Annotated in this window: 19 protein-coding genes; 13 read left to right on the top strand and 6 right to left on the bottom strand. The window is 72.8% G+C overall.

Features of this window, described 5'->3' with window-relative positions:
• Nucleotides 1-88 precede the first annotated feature (88 nt).
• From ACQP0U_RS16850 to ACQP0U_RS16875, 6 genes are all read left to right on the top strand, one after another.
• A complete protein-coding gene (locus tag ACQP0U_RS16850) occupies nucleotides 89-586 on the top strand; it encodes a 2Fe-2S iron-sulfur cluster-binding protein (RefSeq protein ID WP_433320904.1) in 498 nt (165 codons plus the stop codon).
• On the top strand, nucleotides 583-1,575 hold the full coding sequence (locus ACQP0U_RS16855; protein WP_433308110.1) for an FAD binding domain-containing protein: 993 nt from the start codon (nucleotides 583-585) through the stop codon (nucleotides 1,573-1,575). Before ACQP0U_RS16850 ends, ACQP0U_RS16855 begins: the two co-directional genes overlap by 4 nt.
• Nucleotides 1,572-3,662 carry a xanthine dehydrogenase family protein molybdopterin-binding subunit gene (locus tag ACQP0U_RS16860; RefSeq protein WP_433308111.1) on the top strand — a complete coding sequence of 697 codons (2,091 nt, stop codon included), beginning with the start codon at nucleotides 1,572-1,574 and terminating at the stop codon, nucleotides 3,660-3,662. The genes ACQP0U_RS16855 and ACQP0U_RS16860 overlap by 4 nt, the downstream gene beginning before the upstream one ends.
• Nucleotides 3,663-3,690: 28 nt before the next feature.
• Complete coding sequence (locus ACQP0U_RS16865) at nucleotides 3,691-4,056, top strand: ArsR/SmtB family transcription factor (RefSeq protein WP_433308113.1); 366 nt, start codon at nucleotides 3,691-3,693, stop codon at nucleotides 4,054-4,056.
• The gene (locus ACQP0U_RS16870; protein ID WP_433308115.1) at nucleotides 4,056-4,697 is read left to right on the top strand and encodes an SRPBCC family protein; all 642 of its coding nucleotides are present in this window, start codon (nucleotides 4,056-4,058) and stop codon (nucleotides 4,695-4,697) included. Before ACQP0U_RS16865 ends, ACQP0U_RS16870 begins: the two co-directional genes overlap by 1 nt.
• A gap of 90 nt (nucleotides 4,698-4,787) precedes the next feature.
• On the top strand, nucleotides 4,788-5,303 hold the full coding sequence (locus ACQP0U_RS16875) for an NUDIX domain-containing protein (RefSeq protein ID WP_433308117.1): 516 nt from the start codon (nucleotides 4,788-4,790) through the stop codon (nucleotides 5,301-5,303).
• 24 nt (nucleotides 5,304-5,327) lie between these two features.
• Here ACQP0U_RS16875 and ACQP0U_RS16880 read toward each other — a convergent pair whose 3' ends face one another.
• The 3 genes from ACQP0U_RS16880 to ACQP0U_RS16890 form a co-directional block, all read right to left on the bottom strand.
• Nucleotides 5,328-7,274, bottom strand: coding sequence for an ABC transporter ATP-binding protein (locus ACQP0U_RS16880; protein WP_433320906.1), 1,947 nt, complete (start codon nucleotides 7,272-7,274; stop codon nucleotides 5,328-5,330).
• A 75-nt stretch (nucleotides 7,275-7,349) separates the two neighbouring features.
• Entirely contained in the window at nucleotides 7,350-8,807 is a 1,458-nt protein-coding gene (locus ACQP0U_RS16885; protein WP_433308119.1) for an ATP-binding protein, read from the bottom strand.
• Between the two features lie 28 nt (nucleotides 8,808-8,835).
• The gene (locus ACQP0U_RS16890) at nucleotides 8,836-10,494 is read right to left on the bottom strand and encodes an FAD-dependent oxidoreductase (RefSeq protein WP_433308121.1); all 1,659 of its coding nucleotides are present in this window, start codon (nucleotides 10,492-10,494) and stop codon (nucleotides 8,836-8,838) included.
• A gap of 150 nt (nucleotides 10,495-10,644) precedes the next feature.
• On the opposite strand from ACQP0U_RS16890, the gene ACQP0U_RS16895 reads away from it, so the two are divergent.
• The 7 genes from ACQP0U_RS16895 to ACQP0U_RS16925 all read left to right on the top strand — a co-directional run bounded on the left by ACQP0U_RS16895 (nucleotide 10,645) and on the right by ACQP0U_RS16925 (nucleotide 17,570).
• The gene (locus tag ACQP0U_RS16895) at nucleotides 10,645-12,897 is read left to right on the top strand and encodes a hypothetical protein (protein ID WP_433308123.1); all 2,253 of its coding nucleotides are present in this window, start codon (nucleotides 10,645-10,647) and stop codon (nucleotides 12,895-12,897) included.
• 43 nt (nucleotides 12,898-12,940) lie between these two features.
• Nucleotides 12,941-13,432 (top strand): SsrA-binding protein SmpB, encoded by a 492-nt coding sequence (gene smpB, locus ACQP0U_RS16900; RefSeq protein WP_124856073.1) that lies wholly within the window; start codon nucleotides 12,941-12,943, stop codon nucleotides 13,430-13,432.
• 207 nt (nucleotides 13,433-13,639) lie between these two features.
• Nucleotides 13,640-14,032: an SCO5389 family protein gene (locus ACQP0U_RS16905; RefSeq protein WP_433308125.1), complete on the top strand. Its 393-nt coding sequence runs from the start codon at nucleotides 13,640-13,642 to the stop codon at nucleotides 14,030-14,032.
• Nucleotides 14,033-14,369: 337 nt separating this feature from the next.
• Entirely contained in the window at nucleotides 14,370-14,792 is a 423-nt protein-coding gene (locus ACQP0U_RS16910; protein WP_425780682.1) for a TOBE domain-containing protein, read from the top strand.
• A 68-nt stretch (nucleotides 14,793-14,860) separates the two neighbouring features.
• Nucleotides 14,861-15,652: a molybdate ABC transporter substrate-binding protein gene (modA, locus tag ACQP0U_RS16915; RefSeq protein WP_433308127.1), complete on the top strand. Its 792-nt coding sequence runs from the start codon at nucleotides 14,861-14,863 to the stop codon at nucleotides 15,650-15,652.
• A gap of 95 nt (nucleotides 15,653-15,747) precedes the next feature.
• The gene (locus ACQP0U_RS16920) at nucleotides 15,748-16,506 is read left to right on the top strand and encodes an ABC transporter permease (RefSeq protein ID WP_433320909.1); all 759 of its coding nucleotides are present in this window, start codon (nucleotides 15,748-15,750) and stop codon (nucleotides 16,504-16,506) included.
• Nucleotides 16,503-17,570: an ABC transporter ATP-binding protein gene (locus ACQP0U_RS16925; RefSeq protein WP_433308129.1), complete on the top strand. Its 1,068-nt coding sequence runs from the start codon at nucleotides 16,503-16,505 to the stop codon at nucleotides 17,568-17,570. Before ACQP0U_RS16920 ends, ACQP0U_RS16925 begins: the two co-directional genes overlap by 4 nt.
• A gap of 220 nt (nucleotides 17,571-17,790) precedes the next feature.
• Here the strand turns inward: ACQP0U_RS16925 and ACQP0U_RS16930 are convergent, their stop codons facing one another.
• From ACQP0U_RS16930 to ACQP0U_RS16940, 3 genes are all read right to left on the bottom strand, one after another.
• Nucleotides 17,791-18,204, bottom strand: coding sequence for a type II toxin-antitoxin system Phd/YefM family antitoxin (locus ACQP0U_RS16930; RefSeq protein WP_433308131.1), 414 nt, complete (start codon nucleotides 18,202-18,204; stop codon nucleotides 17,791-17,793).
• 42 nt (nucleotides 18,205-18,246) lie between these two features.
• On the bottom strand, nucleotides 18,247-18,807 hold the full coding sequence (locus tag ACQP0U_RS16935; RefSeq protein WP_433308132.1) for a GNAT family N-acetyltransferase: 561 nt from the start codon (nucleotides 18,805-18,807) through the stop codon (nucleotides 18,247-18,249).
• 87 nt (nucleotides 18,808-18,894) lie between these two features.
• A complete protein-coding gene (locus ACQP0U_RS16940) occupies nucleotides 18,895-20,121 on the bottom strand; it encodes a hypothetical protein (RefSeq protein WP_433308134.1) in 1,227 nt (408 codons plus the stop codon).
• Nucleotides 20,122-20,263: the final 142 nt, after the last annotated feature.

Consider the following 20,263-nt stretch of genomic DNA (forward strand, 5'->3'; position numbering starts at 1 on the left):
CCCTGAGATATACCGACAAAGCTAGTCTGGGCCGGTGCAGGGCGGACCGGAGAACACGACGACGATCGACGAGCGGCACTCGTCCCGGGTGACGGTCGAGGTCAACGGCGCGTCCCGCGAGGTGACCCTGGACAACCGCACCACCCTGCTCGACGCACTACGCGAGCACCTCGACCTGACCGGGGCGAAGAAGGGCTGCGACCACGGCCAGTGCGGCTCCTGCACGGTGCTGCTGGACGGCCGCCGGGTGAAGAGCTGCCTGGTCTTCGCGGTCACCGCGGACGGCCGGTCGGTGGTGACAGTCGAGGGGCTGGCCGGGCCGGACGAGCTGTCCCCGTTGCAGGCCGCCTTCATCGCGCACGACGCGTTCCAGTGCGGGTACTGCACCCCCGGGCAGCTCTGCTCCGCCCGCGGCATGCTCGACGAGGTCTCCCGGGGTTGGCCCAGCGCGGTCACCGGCGATCTGAACAGTCCCGCCGAGCTGACCGACACGGAGATCCGCGAGCGGATGGCCGGCAACCTGTGCCGCTGCGCCGCGTACCCGCACATCGTCGCGGCCGTGCGCGAGACGGCGGCGTCGTCGTGAGGGCGTTCCGCTACCACCGGCCCGCCGACGTGGCCGACGCGGTCGCCGTGCTGGCGGCCGAACCGCAGGCCGCCTACCTGGGTGGCGGGACCAACCTGGTGGACCTCATGAAACTCGGGGTGCAACGCCCCGACGTGCTGGTGGACGTGACCCGACTCCCGCTCGACACCGTCGAGGAGATGCCCGACGGCGGGCTGCGGATCGGCGCGACAGTGCGCAACAGCGACCTCGCGGCCCACCCGGTGGTGCGCCGCGACTACCCGGTGCTGGCCCGCGCCCTGCTCGCCGCCGCCTCCGGGCAACTGCGCAACATGGCCACCACCGGCGGCAACCTGTTGCAGCGCACCCGCTGCGTCTACTTCCAGGACACCGGGAAGGCGTGCAACAAACGGGAGCCGGGCAGTGGGTGCGCCGCCCTGCACGGGCAGAACCGCGACCTGGCGGTGCTGGACTGGTCCGAGCAGTGCGTGGCCACCCACCCGTCCGACCTGGCCGTCGCCCTGGCCGCCCTCGACACGGTGGTGGAGGTGCACGAGACCGACGGCCCCCGCGACATCCCGATCGCCGACCTCTACCGCTCCCCCGGCACCCACCCGGAACGGGAGACCACCCTGGCCCGGGGCACGCTGATCACCGCCGTCCGGCTGCCGCCACTGCCGGCCGCGCGCTGCTCGACGTACCTCAAGGTGCGCGACCGGGCCTCGTTCGCCTTCGCCGCCGGCTCGGTGGCCGCGGTGCTGGACCTCGACGGGGACGTGGTCCGCGACGTGCGTCTGGCGTACGGGGCGGTGGCGCACCGACCGTGGCGGGCGTACCGGGCCGAGGAGGAACTGCGCGGCCGCCCGTTCAGCCCGGAGCTTGCGGCACGGGCCGCCGACGCCGAACTGGCCGAGGCGCGCCCACTCCGGCACAACGGCTTCAAGGTGCCGCTGACCCGGGCCATCACCGTGCGGGCGCTCACCGAGCTGGCCAACGAGGCGGCGTCGTGAGCGCCGGGGCGGTCGGACGGGCGTACCCCCGGTTGGAGGGCCCCGCGAAGGTCACCGGCACGGCCCGGTACGCGGTGGAGTACCCGGTGGACGGGGTCAGCTACGGCTGGGCGGTCCCGTCGACTGTGGTGCGGGGTCGGATCACCCGGATCGACACGACGGAGGCGCTGGCGTCGCCTGGTGTGCTGGCCGTGGTGCACCACGGCAACGCGCCCCGGATGGCGCCGGGCCCGCAGCCGGAGCTGCGGCTGTTGCAGGAGCCGACCGTGCACTACCGGGGGCAGTACGTCGCCGTGGTGGTGGCCACCAGCCTGGAAGCGGCCCGCGAGGGCGCCCGACTGGTCCGGATCGACTACGACACCGGCCCGCACAGCACCGTGCTCACCGATGACCACCCCGGTCTGTACAAGCCGGACCAGGTCAACCCCAGCTATCCGACGGACACCGCCGAGGGTGACTTCGACGCCGGGTACGCGGCCGCCCCGGTGCGGGTGGACGTCACGTACCGGACACCGGCGTACCACAACAACCCGATGGAGCCGCACGCCACGACCGCGCAGTGGCACGACGGACGGCTCCTGGTGCACGACTCCACCCAGGGCGCGACGCCGGTGCGCGCCACGCTTGCCGAGTTGTTCGAGCTGCCACCGGAGTCGATCCGGGTCGTCGCCCAGCACGTCGGTGGCGGCTTCGGCAGCAAGGGGTACGCCAAGGCCTCGGTGGTGCTGGCCGCCCTCGCCGCCCGACACGTGGACCGCCCGGTCAAGCTGGCGCTGACCCGCCAGCAACTGTTCGGACCTGTCGGCTACCGCACACCCACCATTCAGCGCGTGCGCCTCGCCGCCGACACCGACGGCCAACTCACCGCCATCTGCCACGACGCGATCAGCCAGACCTCGACAGTGCGGGAGTTCGCCGAACAGACCGCCGTCTACACCCGCAGCATGTACGCCGCACCGCACCGCCGCACCACGCACCGGGTGGCCCGCCTCGACGTACCCACGCCGTTCTGGATGCGCGCCCCGGGCGAGTGCCCCGGCGCGTACGCCCTGGAGTCCGCGCTGGACGAGCTGGCCATTGCCGTCGGCATCGACCCGGTGGAGCTGCGCATCCGCAACGACACCGCTGTCGACCCCGACCAGGGACGCCCGTTCACCAGCCGCAACCTGGTGGCCTGCCTGCGCGAGGGCGCAGAGCGGTTCGGCTGGGCCGGCCGTGATCCGTCGCCCCGGTCCGTGCGCGACGGGCGCTGGCTGATCGGGACGGGGGTGGCCGGGTCGAGCTACCCGGCCCGTTCCCGGCCGTCCTCGGCGACGGCCACCGCCCGGCCCGACGGGAGCTTCCTGGTCCAGATCAACGCCACCGACATCGGCACCGGTGCCCGGACGGCGATGTGGCAGGTGGCCGCCGACGCCCTCGGGGTGCCGCCGGAGCGGGTGGAGATCCGCATCGGTGACAGCGAGCTGCCGACCGCCGCCCTGGCCGGCGGCTCGATGGGCACCGCCAGTTGGAGCTGGGCCGTGATGCGCGCCGCTCAGGCGCTGCGCGAGAAGCTGCGCGACGGAGTGCCGCGGACCGGCGAGGTGACCGGCGAGGCGGACACCACCGAGGAGGTGGGCGGGCAGCCCGCGCTGCCCCGGTACGCGTACGGGGCGCAGTTCGTGGAGGTACGGGTCGACGCGGACACCGGCGAGGTGCGGCTGAACCGGATGCTCGGCGTGTTCGCCGCGGGGCGGGTGGTGAACCCGACGACGGCGCGCAGCCAGCTCATCGGCGGCATGACGATGGGGCTGTCGATGGCGCTGCACGAGGAGGGCCTGCTCGACGAGCGGTACGGCGACTGGGTCAACCACGACCTGGCCACGTACCACATCACCGGCTGCGCGGACGTGGAGTCCATCGAGGCGTACTGGCTGGACGAGCGCGACGACGAGCTGAACCCGGCCGGGGTGAAGGGCATCGGCGAGATCGGCATCGTCGGCGCCGCGGCGGCGGTCGCCAACGCGGTGCACCACGCGACAGGCGTACGGATCCGGGAGCTGCCGATCCGGCTGGACAAGCTCATCGGAGTATCAGACTTGGCTTAAATAAGCCGCTGGTGATACAACTGTCGACGTGCACGCCTTCGACGTGCTGGGCGATCCGGTCCGGCGCCGCATCCTGGAGCTGCTCGCCGGTGGCGAGCAGAGTGCCGGTGCGGTCAGCGCGGTCATCCGCGAGGAGTTCGGCATCTCCCAGCCCGCCGTGTCCCAGCACCTCAAGGTGTTACGCGACAACGGCTTCGCCACCGTGCGGCCGGAGGGCACCCGGCGGCTCTACGCGGTCGACCCACGCCCACTGCGCGAGGTCGACGGCTGGCTGGAGCACTTCCGCCGGTTCTGGACCCCACCCCTGGCGGCACTCGCCACCGAGCTGGCCCGCGGCCGACGTGAGCGTCGACTGCGCGGGCCCGCCGACCCACCCGACGAGAGGAACACCTGATGTTCGACGCCACCGAGCAGATCAACGCCGTCCAGCGCAAGGTCGGCAGCCGCACCCTGGAAGCCGGCGAGGCGCGGGTCACCACGATCAGCCAGACCTACCAGGCGACGGCCGAGGACCTGTGGGACGCCTGCACCAGCGCCGACCGCATCCCGCGCTGGTTCCTGCCGATCACCGGCGACCTGCGGCTGGGCGGCACGTACGAGCTCCAGGGCAACGCCCACGGCACCATCGAGAGCTGCGAGCCACCGCACCGCTTCACCGCCACCTGGGAGTACGGCGACGAGGTGAGCTGGATCGAGGTGCGGGTCACAGCGGTCGGCGACGAGCAGGCCCGCCTCGACCTGGACCACATCGCCCACGTCGACCAGGACCGGTGGGCCCAGTTCGGGCCGGGCGCGGTCGGTGTCGGCTGGGACCTCGGGCTGCTCGGCCTCGCCTCGCACCTGGCCGGCGACGGCAGCGGAATCACCCCGGAGCAGGGCGCCGAGTGGACCGCCTCCACCGAGGGACGACGGGCCATTGAGCTCAGCAGCCACCGGTGGGGCGAGGCGAGCATCGCCGCCGGCACCGACGCCGACGAGGCGAAGGCCGCCGCCGAACGCACCACCGCCTTCTACACGGGCACCCCGGCGGCCTGAGGGGCGCGGCGGCGGGGTCGACGTCCCAGCACCGAGGGGCGGCGGCACGGCGGGCCGGGGTGGGGAGCGGTCCGAGTAACGTGCTGCGGCATGACCGGCACGCCGTACTCGCACTGCTCCTACTGCGGCGCCGCCTACCCGGCGGCCGCCGAATGGCCGCGGGTCTGCGCGGTCTGCGGCGAGACCGTCTGGCGCAACCCGCTGCCGGTGGCGGTCGCGGTGCTGCCGGTCCGCACGGCCGAGGGCCTGGGTGTGGTGGTGGTCCGCCGGGACATCGAGCCCGCCCGCGGCCTGCTCGCGCTGCCCGGCGGCTTCATCGAGTACGGCGAGGAGTGGTCCGACGCACTCGTCCGTGAGCTGCGGGAGGAGACCGGCCTGATCGCCTCGGCCGAGGACGCCCGCCTGTTCGCGGTGCACACCGCACCGGCGGGCGGAACGATGATGATCTTCGGAGTGCTGCCCGAGCGGGCCGCCGGAGATCTGTCACCGTCGACGCCGACCGAGGAAGCGACCGAGTGGCTGGTGCTCACCGACCCGGTCGAGCTGGCGTTCTCCACCCACACCCGGGTACTCGCCGATTTCCTCACCCCCAACCAGCCCGCCTGACCGCGCAGGGGGTACTCCCGAGGGTCAGTGGGGGTGGGCTTCGCCGACGCCGGTCAGGTAGCCGCTGGCCTGGAGTTCGAACAGCTCCCGGTAGAGGCCGCCGGCCGCCATCAGCTCGTCGTGACTGCCCTGCTGGACGAGGCGGCCCCGCTCCAGTACGAAGATCCGGTCGGCGTGCCGGACGTTGGCCAACCGGTGGGTGATCAGAACGACCGCCCGGTCGGGGTGGCGGCGCAGGTGTTGGAACAGGGCGTGTTCGGCGCGGGCGTCCAGGGCCGCCGAGGGTTCGTCACAGATCAGCAGGGCCGCGTCGCGGTAGAGGCCCCGGGCGGCGACCAGTCGTTGCCACTGCCCGCCGGACAGCTCATGGCCGTCCTTGAACTCCCGGTCGAGCAGGGTGTCGTAGCTGTGCGGCAGGCCGACGATCATGTCGTGCGCGGCGGCCGCGCTGGCCGCCTCCTGCACGGTGGGGCCGGGGCGGTCCGGGGCGCGGTCGTGCCGCCCGACGCGGATGTTCTGCCCAGCCGTGAACGGGAACTTCCACCACTCCTGGGTCATCACCGCCACCTGGGCGCCGAGAGCGCGCGGGTCCAGCTCGGCGGCGTCGACGCCGTCCCACCGGATCACCCCACCGGTCGGTTGGTAGAGCCCGGCGATCAGCTTGGCCAGGGTCGTCTTGCCCGAGCCGTTCTCACCGACCAGCGCGATCACCTCGCCGCGGCGGATGGTCAGGCTGACCTGGTCCACCGCCGGCGCGTCGGTGTCTGGGTAGCTCAGACTCACCTCGTCCACCTCGATCACGTCGACGGCGTCGGCCACCCGGTCGCCGCCGCTCGGTACCCGGGCGTGGGCGCGGGCCAGGAAATCGCGGTAGTCCTGGTAGTAGAGGGCGTCCTCGTACAGCGAGTTCGTGGCGACGACCGCGACGCCCAGGCTGGTCCGCGCGGACTGCAGGGCGAGCAGGGCTGTCGCCGCGGCGGCGAGGGCGACCATCCCGGTCAGCAGCAGGCCGCCGAGCACGGCGTACACCCCGAAGGTGGCCAGCCCCGCCACTGTGGCACCGGTCACCCGGGTGCCCGCCTGCGAGCGGACCAGCCGCAGCTGGGCGCGGGTCTCGACGGCCATCACGCTGCGGTACTCGGCGAGCAGAAAGTCGCGCATCTGGTAGGCCCGCACCTCGGCGGCGGTGTGCCGGTTGGCCATCAGGTGGGCGAGCATCCACATCCGCCGTCGGCGGGTGATCCGGGCCAGCATCGCCAGATACTCCCGGCGAGCCATCCGCACCGCCGTGATCGCCTGGGGCACCGCCGCGAGCAACAGGCAGGGCAGCAGCAGCGGCTGGATGACGGTCACCGCCACGGCGGTGGCGAGCATGCCGACCACGCCGGTGACCAGGTTGACGGTGTGGTCGACGATCCACGCCGCCTCCCCCATCCCTCGATCGCGCACCCGGTCCATCTCCTCGGCGAACCCGGCGTCGTCGAACGCTGCCAGGTCGACTGCGGTGGTGGCCTCGAACAGCCGCAGCTCCACCTGGTAGTTGATCTGCGGGGTCAGCCGGGCCTGGGCCCAACCGGCCGCGATGGTGAGGCCGCCGCGCGCCGAGACCGCCGCCGCGGCCACGATCAGCGCCGGCAGGGCCGAACGCACCCGGTCCGGGGTGGGTCCGGCGGCGAACAACTCCCGCAGTACGGAGGTCGTGGCGAGCAGGCCGAAGGTGGTCATCACCCCGGCGGCGACGTTCAGACCGATGGAGGCGAGAGTGTCCACACGGTTGGTGGCCCAGGCCAGCGCCACCGCCTCGCGAACCAGCCGGGGCAGCCGCCGGGCCACCGACCAGAAGCTGGTGTGCGCGAACGTGCTCGCATGGTGCATCCAGGCGGCGTCCTCCAACTCCGGCAGCACTGGGCTGTCGGCGGGCGGGTCGATCGGCTGGTCGTCGTCCTCGGCAGCGGTGCGCTGGCGGGCCATCGACTCCACGGACCCTCCTCGGGGCGGGGATCACAAACGCCGCCCGAGACTACTGCCCGCGACCACCCACTGTCTCTAGGTAGTCGGCGCGTCGTGTGGCTCGCCCGGTGAGCCCTCGGTGACCGGCAGCAGCACCCGGAAGGTGGTTCGTCCCGGCTCGGTCTCCACCCGGATGTCGCCGTGGTGTTTGTGCACCACGATCCGGTACGAGATGTCCAGCCCCAGGCCGGTGCCCGCGCCGACCGGCTTCGTGGTGAAGAACGGCTCGAAGATGCGCGGACGCACCGCCGGCGGGATGCCCGGCCCGGTGTCGGTGATCTCCACCGCCAGCAGGTCGCCGATCCGTCCGGTGCGGACGGTCAGCACGCCCTTCTCCCCCATCGCGCCCAACGCGTTGTCGATCAGGTTCGTCCACACCTGGTTCAGCTCGGCCGCGTACGCCGGGACCGGTGGGATGCCCCTGTCGTACTCGCGGACCAGCTTGACCTCGGCGGGGATCTTGCCCTTGAACATCACCAGCGTGGCGTCGAGCAGGTCGTGCACGTCCACCACCCGGTGCGGCGCGCGATCCAGCTGCGAGTACTGCTTGGCGGCGCCCACGAGCCCGGAGATCCGGGTGACCGCGTCGCCGATCTCACGCATCAGCAGCTCGGTGTCGACGGTGTAGGTGAGCCAGCGCACCGCCGCCTCCAGGTCCGCGGCCCCGACCGCGGCCTTCACCTGCGCCAGCCAGGCCGCGTCGAGCCCACCGCCGACCAGGATCGGGGCCAGGTCCCAGGCCCCGCCGACCCCGTGCTCCTCCAGCCAGTCGGTGAGGGTGTCCTCGGCGTCGGCGGTGGCCATCGGGGTCAACTTCGGCGCGGTGGCCACCCGGGCGACCGCCTCCTCCTGCAACGCGACCAGGCCGTGCAGGGCGCTGCCGTCGAGCCGCCCATCGGCGATCATGGCGAGCTTGTGCCGCATCCCGGCGACCCGGTCCCGCAGCACCGACGTGGCCCGCACCGCCGCTGCGGCCGGGTTGTTCAGCTCGTGGGTCAGCCCCGCCGAGAGCGAACCGAGGGCCAGCAGCCGCTCTCGCTCGCCGACGATGGCCTGACTGTCGCGCATCCCGAAGAACAACCCCTCCAGCAGGTGCATGGGCATCGGGAACCAGGACCGCAGGGCGTACGCGAAATCCTCAGCCGGCAGCACGAAGAAGTCCGCGTCGGTCACCGCCCGCAGGCTGTTGCGGTAGATCTGCTCGACCTGATCACCCAGGTACGCCTGGGTGGCCCCGCCGTACACCCCGCGCTGGTCGGTCCGGCTGACCTCGACGTCGTCACCGCGCACCAGGCGACTCAACGCCACCGCCCCGCGCACCAGCACGAAGAAACAGGTGGCGGGCTCGCCCTCGCCGTACACGAGGGTGCCCCCGGCGCGCTGCTCGACCCGACCGTGCTCGGCCAGCCAGTCGAGCTGCCCGTCGTCGAGCGCCTCGAACAGGAACAGGGTGCGCAACTGCGCCGGTGTCAGCCGGTCGGACTCTTTGGTCACTGGGACTCCTCTGCTCGTCGGGACCGGCTCATTGGGCTTCCAGGTAGCGGTGCACCAGCGACACCGCCATCGCACCCTCGCCGACTGCCGAGGCGACCCGCTTGACCGACTCGGCCCGCACGTCGCCGGCGGCGAACACCCCCGGCACGCTGGTCTCCAGGTGGTACGGATCGCGCGACAGCGACCAGCCGGCCGGCCGCCGCCCCCCGGCGATCAGGTCCGGGCCGGTCACGATGAACCCACGCCCGTCGCGGACCAGCACCCCGTCCAGCCAGTCGGTACGGGGCTCCGCGCCGATGAAGATGAACAGCCAGGAGGTGTCGACCGAGCGGGCCTCCCCGGTGCGGGTGTCGCAGAGGGTGAGCCGTTCCAGGTGGTCCTCCCCCGCCCCGCCGACCACTGCGGTGTGCGGGTGCACGGTGATCCGGTCGATCCGTTCCAGCTGGTCGATGAGGTAACGCGACATCGACGCGGTCAGGTCCGCGCCACGGATGAGCAGATGCACCCTCGACGCGTACCGGGAGAAGTGGACCGCCGCCTGGCCGGCGGAGTTGGCCCCGCCGACGATGTAGACGTCCTGCTCGACGCAGCTCGGCGCCTCGGTCGCGGCGGCGCCGTAGAACACCCCCCGCCCGGTGAAGTCGGCAAGCCCCGGGGCGTCGAGCACCCGGTACGACACCCCGGTGGCCAGCACCACGGTGTGCGCGGCGATCTCGCTGCCGTCGCCGAAGCGCAGCAGCCGGGCGCCGCCGGCCTCGCTGAGACCGACCACCTCCCGGGCGCTGAGCAGCTCGGCGCCGAACTTGACCGCCTGCCGCCGGGCCCGATCGGTCAACTGCGCTCCGGACACGCCGTCCGGGAAACCCAGGTAGTTCTCGATCCGGCTGCTCTGCCCGGCCTGACCGCCTGTCGCCCGTCGCTCCACGAGAACGGTGCGCAGCCCCTCCGACGCGCCGTACACCGCCGAGCCGAGACCGGCGGGGCCACCGCCGATCACCACCAGGTCGTAGAAGTCACACGCCGGCACCACGGTCAACCCGGCAAGCGCGGCCAGCTCGGCCTCGCTCGGGGCGACCAACGCCTTGCCCTCGGGCGTCACCACGAGCGGCACGTCCGCCTCGGTGGCCCCGGCCGCGTCGAGCAGCCGGACGCCCTCCGGGTCGTCGGACAACAGCCACCGGTACGGCACCAGGTTGCGGGCCAGGAAGTCACGGACCTTGAACGACGGCGCCGACCAGCGGTGCCCGACGACCCGGATCTCCGCGCTGGCCGCGTCCGGGGTGACCGCCCACGCCTCCAGCAGCCCGTCCACCACCGGGTACAGCTTCTCCTCCGGCGGATGCCAGGGCTTGAGCAGGTAGTGGTCCAGGTCGACCACGTTGATGGCCTCGATCGCGGCGTCGGTGTCCGCGTACGCGGTGAGCAGCACCCGACGGGCGGCCGGGAAGATGTCCATGGCCGCTTCGAGGAACTCGACGCCTGTCATCTCCGGCATGCGGTGGTCGGCCAGCAGCAGAGCCACCTGTTCGCCGCGCAGCTTGACCTCGCGCAGCGCGTCCAGCGCCTCCGGCCCGGAGGACGCCCGGAGCACCCGGTAGCGGTCGCCGTAGCGGCGCCGGATGTCCCGGGCGACCGCCCGGGACACCACGGGATCGTCGTCGACGGTCAGGATCACCGGGTTCGCCATGGCGCCATGAAATCACCTGACGAGGGTCGACCGCACCACCGCCGGGGCCGGGCCACGGTTGATCGCCTCGGAGACGGGTAAGCCGGGGAGCCGCGCGGGTGGCCGGACATCGACGACCCGCCCGGTCGCCGCGCACACCTCGGGGGGCCCATGGCGGACGCGACACCGACCGGACCGACGACGTCGGGCGGGATCGTGGAGCTGCGGGTGCACGGTGTCTCCGGCGCTGGGGCGGATCAGGTGCTGGACCGGCCGCACGTGCACCAGGTTGCCGGTGACCGCAGCGGTGGGTTCTACCGACCGCGTCCCGGCTATCCGGACTCCACCGGGACGGACGGGGTGACGCTGGAGGCGTACCGCTGGAGTGATCTGCCGTCCGGCACGGCGGTGCGGACGTTGTCGCTGGTCTTCCTTCTGCCGTTCATGCTCTGCAACGTGGCGCTCTGGATGCGCCCGGCGAACACCGTCTCGAAGCGCGGCTTCATGGCGCTGTGTCGGGTGCTCGCCCTCACTCTCACAGTGCTCTACGTGCTCTCCATCGTCGGGGTGGCGCTGGACCTGATCGCCTGGCGCTGCATGGGCACCCCGTCGTGCCTGGCCGGCCGGAGCTGGCTGTCCTGGCTCGGCGGGCGCCCGGTCGGGCTGCGCCTGGGTGTGCTGGCGATCGTGCCGGTCGCCGCCATCGCGCTCGTCTGGTGGCTCGGCGCCCGTCCGAGCCACTCGTTCGACGCGTTCCGGACGCCGTCGACGCCGGCGTCGAAACACCAGTTGAGCGCCGTCGGGCAGTGGGACGGCGAACCGCTGGTGGGTCGGCTGCGCTCGGCCCACGTCGCGGCGGCGTTCGCCACGCTGAGCGGCAGCCTGCTGGCCGCGCGAGCCAGCCAGCACTCCTCATGGGTGATGGTGATCCTGCTGACTGCCACCGGGGTGGTGCTGCTGAGCTGCCTGGTCCTGGTCACCGTGGTGCCGAGCATCGACCGCACCGACCCGTCGCCCCGGGTGGACGGCGTGTTCCGCGGGCTGCGCACGATCGCCTGCGGCGTGACGATGCTGGTGATCGTGCACGTCGTCATCAGCCCGGCGCCGTGGCCGCAGGGCGGGGTGCTGCCCGGATACAGCGCGATCGTGGCCTGGCTGTTCGTCAGCCAGACCGTGCTGGTGGCCGCGCTCGCCGCGCTGGTGCTCGCGCGGCGGGGTGGCGGGCAGCGGGGTGGCGGGCAGCGCAGGGCGCCGCTGCGCGCGTTGGGAGCGCCCGTCTTCATGACGATCTCGGCCGGGCTCGCCGTGGCGTTCTCCGCCGAGCTGGTCTACCGGGTGTCGGACCTGCTCGATCGCGACGGGACGACCGCGGACGGCCTGGAGACCAGCCCACCGCTGGCGTACAAATGGGCGATCTTCTCGTTCTTCCTGTCGGTGGTGACCGCGCTGCTGGTGGCCGGCGTGGTCACCAGGGTGACCCGGCGCGGACGGCGGCGGGCTGCGCGGGCGATCGTGGCCGCCGACTTTCCGCACGCGCCGCCCCAGGCCGCGGACCGGCTGCGGCGGGTCGAGCAGGCGGTGGCCCGGGCCCGTTTCACCGAGCGGCTGGAACCGCTCTCCGTGGTGTACGCCGGCCTGGCGGCGCTCGGCCTGGCCACCAGCTTGCTCGGCCTGCTCCAGCTCCTGCCCGGCGACGTGGCGCAGCGCTACGTCGGCGTGCCGGAGGGCATGGTCAACTTCCTGATCGGGTCGGGTAGCTACGTGATCGCCGCGATCCTGCTCGGCCTGGTGGTGGGCGGCATCTTCGCGTACCGGACAGCGCAGTTCCGTCGCTACGTGGGTGTGCTCTGGGATCTCGGCACCTTCTGGCCACGCGCGGCGCACCCGTTCGCGCCGCCCTGCTACGCCGAGCGGGCCGTGCCGGAGCTGGCCAAGCGAATCTCCTACCTGGTGGAACAGGGCCAGGGTGTACTGCTGGCCGGACACAGCCACGGCTCGGTGCTGCTCGCCGCCACGGTTCTGCAACTACCCACCCGGATCACCCACCGGGTCGCCCTGCTGACCTACGGGTCACCGCTGGGCCGGCTGTACTCCCGGCTGTTCCCGGCGTACGCCGACGAACCGGCGCTGCGGGAGATCGGCGAGCGGATCGGCTGGCGCTGGATCAACCTGTGGCGCGACACCGACCCGATCGGCGGCTGGATCTTCGCGTCCCACCGTCCCGGGGAGGCCGAGACGCTGACCGGGCCGGCGGCGACGGTGGACCGGCGGTTGACCGACCCGCAGGACGTCGTACCGGCGCCCAGCGACAGCGTTCCCCCACCGATCCTGGGGCACTGGCCGTGTGAGTCGCAGGAGGCGTTCTCGGACGCGGTACGGGACCTGACCGCACGACTACGCCCCGAGCGGCAGGCGCGCGACTGAGCCGGCCGGTACCGCTGCCCCGGCGGCCGGATATCGTCGCCAGGTGACCCCGTCCAAGCCGCCCGCACGCCGGTTGATCGCCTCGAACAAGAAGGCCCGGCACGAGTACACCGTGCTGCGCACGTACGAGGCGGGCATCGTGCTGGTCGGGACCGAGGTGAAGTCACTGCGCGAGGGACGGGCCTCGCTGGTGGACGCGTTCGCGCACGAGCGCGACGGCGAGATCGTGCTGTACGGCCTGCACATCGCCGAGTACGCCTACGGCACGTGGACCAACCACGCCCCGCGCCGCAACCGCAAGCTGCTGCTGCACCGGGCCGAGATCGACCGGATCCTGGACAAGGTCCGCGAGGGCGGTGTGACCCTCGTTCCGCTGTCGATGTACTTCGAGAACGGCTTCGCCAAGGTCGAGCTGGCCCTGGCCAAGGGCAAGCGCTCCTACGACAAGCGGCAGACACTCGCCGAGCGCGACGCCAACCGGGAAATTGCCCGCGAGCTGGGCCGGCACCTCAAAGGCCACCCCCGCAGACCCTGACGCCCTCGCATTTCACCAACTGACGCGCACGCGCTGGGCGCGCGGCGCTGTCGCATGGGCTCTGCGCGGGCGCGCCCCCGCACGCGCTGGGCGCGTGGGTCGCGGCGCGGCGCGCCGGGACATCGTTGACGTCGTCCGACAGACGTGGTCTGCTCAGTCGACGCCGTTATCGAAAACGGTAATCATTAGCTGAAGCGGAGGAGAACCATGTCGCTCACCGTCCCGCCCGCACTGCTCGACGCCGCCGAACGCGGCCCCGTCGACGACGAGGCGTTCATCGCCTGCGTCCGTGACTCACTGCCCTACGCCTGGGCCACCGTCAGCCGGGTGGTCGCCGAACTGGAGGCAGGCGACGCCGACCTGGCCGACAACGTCGTCGCGCCGCCCACCGACGCCGACCGGGGTCAACTGCTCCGCGCGCTGGCGAGCGACGCGATCCGCGCCGGCCTGGAACGGCACTTCGGCGTACGCCTGGCCTTCCAGAACTGCCACCGCGTCGCCGCGTTCCGCCCGTCGGCGGTCGACAGTGAGCGCTACCGCCGCTTCGTGTCGACCCGCGGCCAACTGCTCAACCAGTCCCCCGAACTCCGCAACTGCTGACCGTCACGACGGGCGGGCTCCCCCGAGCCCGCCCGTCACCCCGCACCCCGCCGCGCTCCCGCGTCAAGATCCGCGCCCCGCGCCCCGCGCCCCGCGCCCCGCGCCCCGCGCCCCGCGCCAAGATCGTGCTCGAACCAGGATGTAGTGGCCTCATCGAACGTCGACACCACTACTTCCTGGTTCGAGCACGATCATGCGGACGTGGCCCTACGGAAGCCGCAGGCGTCCCGAGGCACGGGACGCAGACGCAGATGCTGGTCTCAACACTCAGCTGTCCATGCGTTTGCGGCTCATCTCGGGCTTCCGCCCTGGCAAGTGCGGGCGTTATGGTGAGCGGGTGACGACGTACCGGATCGGGGAGGCCGCCGACCTGCTCGGCGTCAGCGCCGACACCATTCGCCGGTGGGTGGACGCCGGGCGCTTGACGGCCGGGCGCGACGAGCACGGCCACCGGGTCGTCGACGGTGTCGACCTGGCGGCGTTCGCTCGCGCTCAGGCCGCCGACCCGGACGCGGGCGCCGAGTTCTCCTCGGCCCGCAACCGGTTGCGCGGCATCGTCGTCGACGTCCGCAAGGACACGGTGATGGCCCAGGTCGACATCCAGGCGGGCCCGTTCCGGGTCGTGTCGCTGATGAGCCGAGAGGCTGTCGACGAGCTCGACCTGCGGGTCGGGTCGGTGGCCGTCGCGGTGATCAAGTCGACCACGGTCGTGGTGGAGCGGGCCGCACCCGCCCCGGCCCGGGGACGGTCGGCCGGATGAACGCGGGAACGGCAAGGCGGATGAACTCGCAGACAGTCGGGCGGATGAACTCGGGGAAGGTCGGACGCATGAACACGCGGGGCAGGCGTACGGCGGTGGCCGTACTGGTGGCATCCGTGCTGGTGGTGGCCGGCTGCGGTGCGGGCGATGACCAGGCAACCGGTGAGAGCGGGGACGGCCGGGTGACCGGCACGGTGACCGTGTTCGCGGCCGCCTCGCTGACCGAGTCGTTCACCCGCATCGGGAAGGACTTCGAGGCCGCCAACCCGGGCAGCAGCGTGACCTTCAACTTCGCCGGCAGTTCCGCCCTGGCCAACCAGATCACCCAGGGCGCGCCCGCCGACGTGTTCGCCTCGGCCGCGCCGGCGAACATGACCACGGTCACCGAGGCCGGCAACGCCGACGGCACACCGGGCACCTTCGCCCGCAACCAGTTGGTGATCGCCGTTCCCCGGGGCAATCCGAAGGCGCTGGCCGGCCTGACCGACCTGACCCGCCAAGGTGTGAAGGTGGCGCTCTGCGCCAGTCAGGTGCCCTGCGGCGCGGCGGCCCGCACCGCCCTGGACGCGGCAGGCGTCGCCCTGACACCGGTCACCCTGGAGCGCGACGTCAAGGGCGCGCTCGCCAAGGTGAAGCTCGGCGAGGTCGACGCGGCGCTGGTCTACCGCACGGACGCGCGGGCGGCGAGCGCCGACGTGACCGGCGTGGAGTTTCCCGAGTCGGCGCGCGCGATCAATGACTACCCGATCGTCGCGCTGAAGGACGGGCCGAATCCGAACGGCGCACGGGCTTTCGTCGCGTACGTCCGCTCGGCGCCGGCGCAGGCGGTCCTTGCCGAGGCGGGGTTCCAGGCTCCGTGAGGCCGGTCCACGACCACACCACACCCCGCGACCACGACCACAACGCACCCCGCAGGCGAGCCACGCCCCGACGGCGGGGGCGGGTACCGGCGGCTCTGCTGATCCCCGCCGGGCTGGGGTTGCTGTTCCTCGTCCTGCCGTTGGCCGGGTTGCTGATCCGGGCACCGTGGACGACTCTGCCGGAGCGGCTCACCGAGCCGGGCGCGTTGACCGCTCTGCGGCTGTCGGTGCAGACCGCCACTCTGGCCACCGCGCTCTGCCTCCTGCTCGGGGTGCCGCTCGCCTGGGTTCTGGCCCGGGTCGAGTTTCCCGGCCGTCGGCTGGTACGCGCCCTGGTCACCGTGCCGCTGGTGCTGCCGCCGGTGGTCGGTGGGGTGGCGTTGTTGCTGGTCTTCGGTCGGCGTGGCCTGGTCGGCGGCTGGCTCGACGCCACGTTCGGCATCACCCTGCCGTTCACCACGGCGGGTGTCGTGCTGGCCGAATCGTTCGTCGCCATGCCGTTCCTGGTGATCGCCGTCGAGGGTGCGCTGCGCGCCGCCGACCACCGCTACGAGGAGGCCGCGGCGACGTTGGGCGCCAGCCGGTGGACCACCTTCACCCACGTCACACTGCCGCTGGTGGCGCCCGGTCTGGCCGCCGGGGCGGTGCTGTGCTGGGCGCGGGCGCTCGGCGAGTTCGGTGCCACCATCACCTTCGCCGGCAACTACCCCGGTCGGACGCAGACCATGCCGCTCGCCGTCTACCTGGCGTTGGAGACCGACCTGGAGTCCGCGATCGTGCTCAGCCTGGTGCTGCTCGTCGTGTCGGTAGGCATCCTGGTGGCGTTGCGGGACCGCTGGATGACCACCGCATGACCGGTCGGCTCCTCGACGCCCGCCTCGTCGTCGACCGGGGCGCCTTCCGACTCGACGTGCCGCTGCGGGTAGCGCCGGGCGAAGTGGTGGCGCTTCTCGGCCCGAACGGCGCCGGCAAGACCACCGCGTTGCGGGCGCTGGCCGGGCTACATCCGCTCACCGACGGGCACGTCACCCTCGACGGCGTCGACCTGGACCGCCCGGCGACCGGGGGCTGGGTGCCCACCGAGCGCCGGTCGATCGGCGTGGTCTTCCAGGACTACCTGCTCTTTCCGCACCTCAGCGCACTCGACAACGTGGCCTTCGGGCCGCGCCGGCACGGCGTCGAGCGGCGGGCCGCCCGCGCCACGGCCCGGGAGTGGCTGGGTCGGGTCGGGCTTGACGCGCAGGCGCAGCGACGGCCCCGGCAGCTCTCCGGCGGTCAGGCGCAGCGGGTGGCGCTGGCCCGCGCGCTGGCCGTGGCACCGTCGCTGCTGCTGCTGGACGAGCCGCTCGCCGCGCTGGACGCCCGCACCCGGCTGGACACCCGCGCGGAGCTGCACCGACATCTGTCCGCCCATGCGGGCGCGACGGTGCTGGTCACTCACGACCCGCTGGACGCGCTGGCGCTGGCCGACCGACTGGTCATCGTGGAGGGTGGCCGGGTGGTGCAGGAGGGCGACGGGCCGAGCGTCACCGCCCGTCCGCGCACCGACTACGTCGCCCGGTTGGTCGGGCTGAACCTGTACCGGGGCCGCGCCGACGGGCACGGGGTGCGGGTCGCTCCGGAGCTGACGCTCACGGTCGCCGACCGGTTGGACGGCGAAGCGTTCGTGGCGTTCCGCCCGGCCGCGGTGGCTCTGCACCCGGCCCGGCCGGAGGGCAGCCCGCGCAACACCTGGGCGGGCACCGTGGCCGGCGTCCAACGGCACGGTGACAACGTGCGGGTGCAACTGGACGGGCCGATCGGGGTTGCCGCTGACGTCACGCCGGCCGCCGCCGCCAAGCTGCGGCTGATCCCCGGCCAGCGGGTCTGGGTGGCGGTCAAGGCGACCGAGACCCATGCCTACCCGGCCACTGGCTGACCCGACGGCCGCTGCCCCGCGCAGGCTCACCTCCCAACCAACGCGGACACAGGCAACGCGGAGGTCGTCAGCCAGAGCGGCACCGCACACGCGGCGCGGGCGCGACTCAGCCAGAGCGGCACCGAACATGCGGCGCGGGCGCGACTCAGCCGGGGCGGCGCCGGACATGCGGCGCGGGACCCACCTCAGCCGGTGCGGCCGGACGCAGTGGGGACGCGAGTCAACCCGCGAGCAGGTCGGCGTGTGCGGCGCGCAGCCGGGCCAACGTCGGGTCGCTGCCCGGGACGACCCGGCGATCCAGCTCGGCCCACACCTCGGCCAGGGCCGCGCGGACCGCGCCCAGCTCGGCGGCGTGCCGCTGACTGCTGCGCCGGTGCTGCTCCTCGAGGCGGCGGGCCCAACCGGCGGTGACCGTGGCGAGCCGGTCGGCGTCGGCGCGGGCCTGCGCGCCGCTGCGGGCGGCTGCGGCGGGGACGATCGCGGCGACCGGGCGGGGATCGCCGTCGCGGGTGACGACGGTGACCGCGTCGGTCAGCTCGGCCAGCGCGACGAGCTGGCTGAACCGGGTGCGCGCCTCACGCAGCGGCACGGAACGCGGCGGGTCGGGATGAGGGGTGAGCGCGGGGACGGCCATGGATGCATGGTGCCGCGCGGGTATGACAACTATTCGCTGTCGTCAGTGGACGCTGAGTGGCGCGGCGGGCCACTCGTCGGCCAGCACCGACCAGACCTCAAGGTCGATGCGACCGTGCGGACCGGGGCTGACCTGGCGCAGCGTGCCGTCGAGGCGCAGGCCGAGCCGGTGGGCGAGGGCTTTGCTGCGGGTGTTGTCGGCGTTGGTACGCCACTCCACCCGCTGGATGCCGCGCTCGCGCACCGCCCAGTCGACGATCCGGCGCACCGCCGGGGCGACCAGGCCCCTGCCCTGCGCCGCCGGCTCGACCCAGCAACCGACCTCGCAGACGCCCCGGGTCACGTCGAACGACACGAACATGACCCCACCGACGAGAGTGCCCCGCCACCACAGCCCCCAGATGCCGCCGCTGTCGCTGGCCCAACGGTCGGCGTACCGCTGCAGCACCGCGCGGGCCGACGGCAGGTCGGTGGCGACGAAGGACGGCGACACCCAGGGCTGGATGTGCTGGCGGGCCCGGTCGAGGTGGCTGAGGAACTCCTCGGCCCGCCACGGGTCCAGCGGGCGCAGCTCGACGTCCTCGGTCAGCGGCAGGGCGAACACCGGGCCTCCTGGAACTGTGCACTTCCAACGACGGGTAGCAGGCTCGCACAGGTGCGGCGGCGGGGGTCGCGCCGGGGCCTGGCCCGATCAGATGATCATGTGAGTCCAGTAGGTGAGCCAGAGCACGAACAGCACGCCCTGCACCACGGCGAGCGTCGCGGTCAGCCACACGTCGACGCTGGCGCGCCGGGTCCAGCGGGCCAGCACCAGCGCCACCGGGAAGGCGGCGAGCAGATAGCGCAGCAGGCTCTTGTACACCGGCGGGCCCATCGACAGCGGCACCAGCACCATGAGGACGCCGTACACCAGATAGGCCAGCTCCCGGCGGCGGAACCCCGCGATCAGCACGGCCAGGACGGCCACGGCGAACCACACCCGAGCGGCGTCACTCGGCTCCCCGACCAACCCGTTCAGCAGCACCGGAACGGGGTTCTGCACCTCGATGCCCCATCCGGTCTGCTGGGCGTGCTGGTAGGCGAACCAGTCCCCACCCCGCCACCGGCAGTACGCCATGAACGTGAACCACCCGGCGGGCAGCAGCAGCAACGGCCAGCCGATCCGCAGGTAGCCGAGCAGGGCGCGCGGGCCGAGCCGCCAGTCGTGCTGCCGGAGCAGCACCAGGGCCAGTGGCAGCACCACGAGCAGGCCGACGGAGCGGCTCATCGCCAGGAAGTAGCCGACCACGCCGACCAGCAGCCACCGGTGTCGCTCGGCGTAGTAGAACGCGGCCAACGCGAGGCAGACGAAGAGCGACTCGGTCAGCGCCGCCTGGAACAGGAACGCGGTCGGCAGCAGCACCAGGTACCTGGTGAACCGGCGGGCCGCGTCGGCGTCGCCGAGTAGCAGCTCCGCCAGCCGGTAGCCGTACCAGAGCGCCAGCAGGAACGCGACATTGCTGATCAGCAGCAGGGCGAGGGCGGTGTCGCCGCCCAGCAGCACGCCGACCGGCCGGGCCAGGAACGGGTACAGCAGGGGGAAGCCGAAATCCACCCACGGCCCGGTCAGGGGCAGTGTGCTCAGCCGCAGGTAGAGCATCGAGTCCCAGGCGAACCAGAGGGAGATCCACCGGTGCCCGGAGATCTCCCGTTGTTGCGCCCACATCAACGCCTCGTTCGCCGGCGGGGCTCCGGGGACGCCGTCCCAGGCGTGCAGGACCAGGAGCCCGAGCAGGGTGAGCAGCAGCTTCGCGCCGAGGAACAGGCAGATGACGTACGCCCAGGGCGCCGGCACCCGACGGGCCAGGCGCGCTCCGAAGCGGCCTGCCGCGACCGCCCGGACGGCCAGGGTCGCCGCGCCGCTCCGCCACCGGTCCATCCGCCCCGCTCCCCCGCTCCCCCGGTCGCCGGCCGTGCGGAGGAGTCGCTCTTCTCGTGGTACGCCGCAGCGCGCCCCGCCGAAGCGGGGACCAGCTACCGCTAAGTGTGACATTCTGCGCAGAACGGGTAGACGCCGCGCC

The organism is Micromonospora sp. CA-269861, from assembly GCF_050948505.1.
GTDB lineage: Bacteria > Actinomycetota > Actinomycetes > Mycobacteriales > Micromonosporaceae > Micromonospora.

Bases quoted from the DNA above. Each gene is read 5' to 3' on its own strand.
- ACQP0U_RS16870 (WP_433308115.1), top strand. From the start codon at position 4,056: ATGTTCGACGCCACCGAGCAGATCAACGCCGTCCAGCGCAAGGTCGGC.
- ACQP0U_RS16875 (WP_433308117.1), top strand. From the start codon at position 4,788: ATGACCGGCACGCCGTACTCGCACTGCTCCTACTGCGGCGCCGCCTAC.
- ACQP0U_RS16880 (WP_433320906.1), bottom strand. From the start codon at position 7,274: ATGGCCCGCCAGCGCACCGCTGCCGAGGACGACGACCAGCCGATCGAC.
- ACQP0U_RS16890 (WP_433308121.1), bottom strand. From the start codon at position 10,494: ATGGCGAACCCGGTGATCCTGACCGTCGACGACGATCCCGTGGTGTCC.
- ACQP0U_RS16895 (WP_433308123.1), top strand. From the start codon at position 10,645: ATGGCGGACGCGACACCGACCGGACCGACGACGTCGGGCGGGATCGTG.
- ACQP0U_RS16905 (WP_433308125.1), top strand. From the start codon at position 13,640: ATGTCGCTCACCGTCCCGCCCGCACTGCTCGACGCCGCCGAACGCGGC.
- modA (WP_433308127.1), top strand. From the start codon at position 14,861: ATGAACACGCGGGGCAGGCGTACGGCGGTGGCCGTACTGGTGGCATCC.
- ACQP0U_RS16925 (WP_433308129.1), top strand. From the start codon at position 16,503: ATGACCGGTCGGCTCCTCGACGCCCGCCTCGTCGTCGACCGGGGCGCC.
- ACQP0U_RS16930 (WP_433308131.1), bottom strand. From the start codon at position 18,204: ATGGCCGTCCCCGCGCTCACCCCTCATCCCGACCCGCCGCGTTCCGTG.
- ACQP0U_RS16940 (WP_433308134.1), bottom strand. From the start codon at position 20,121: ATGGACCGGTGGCGGAGCGGCGCGGCGACCCTGGCCGTCCGGGCGGTC.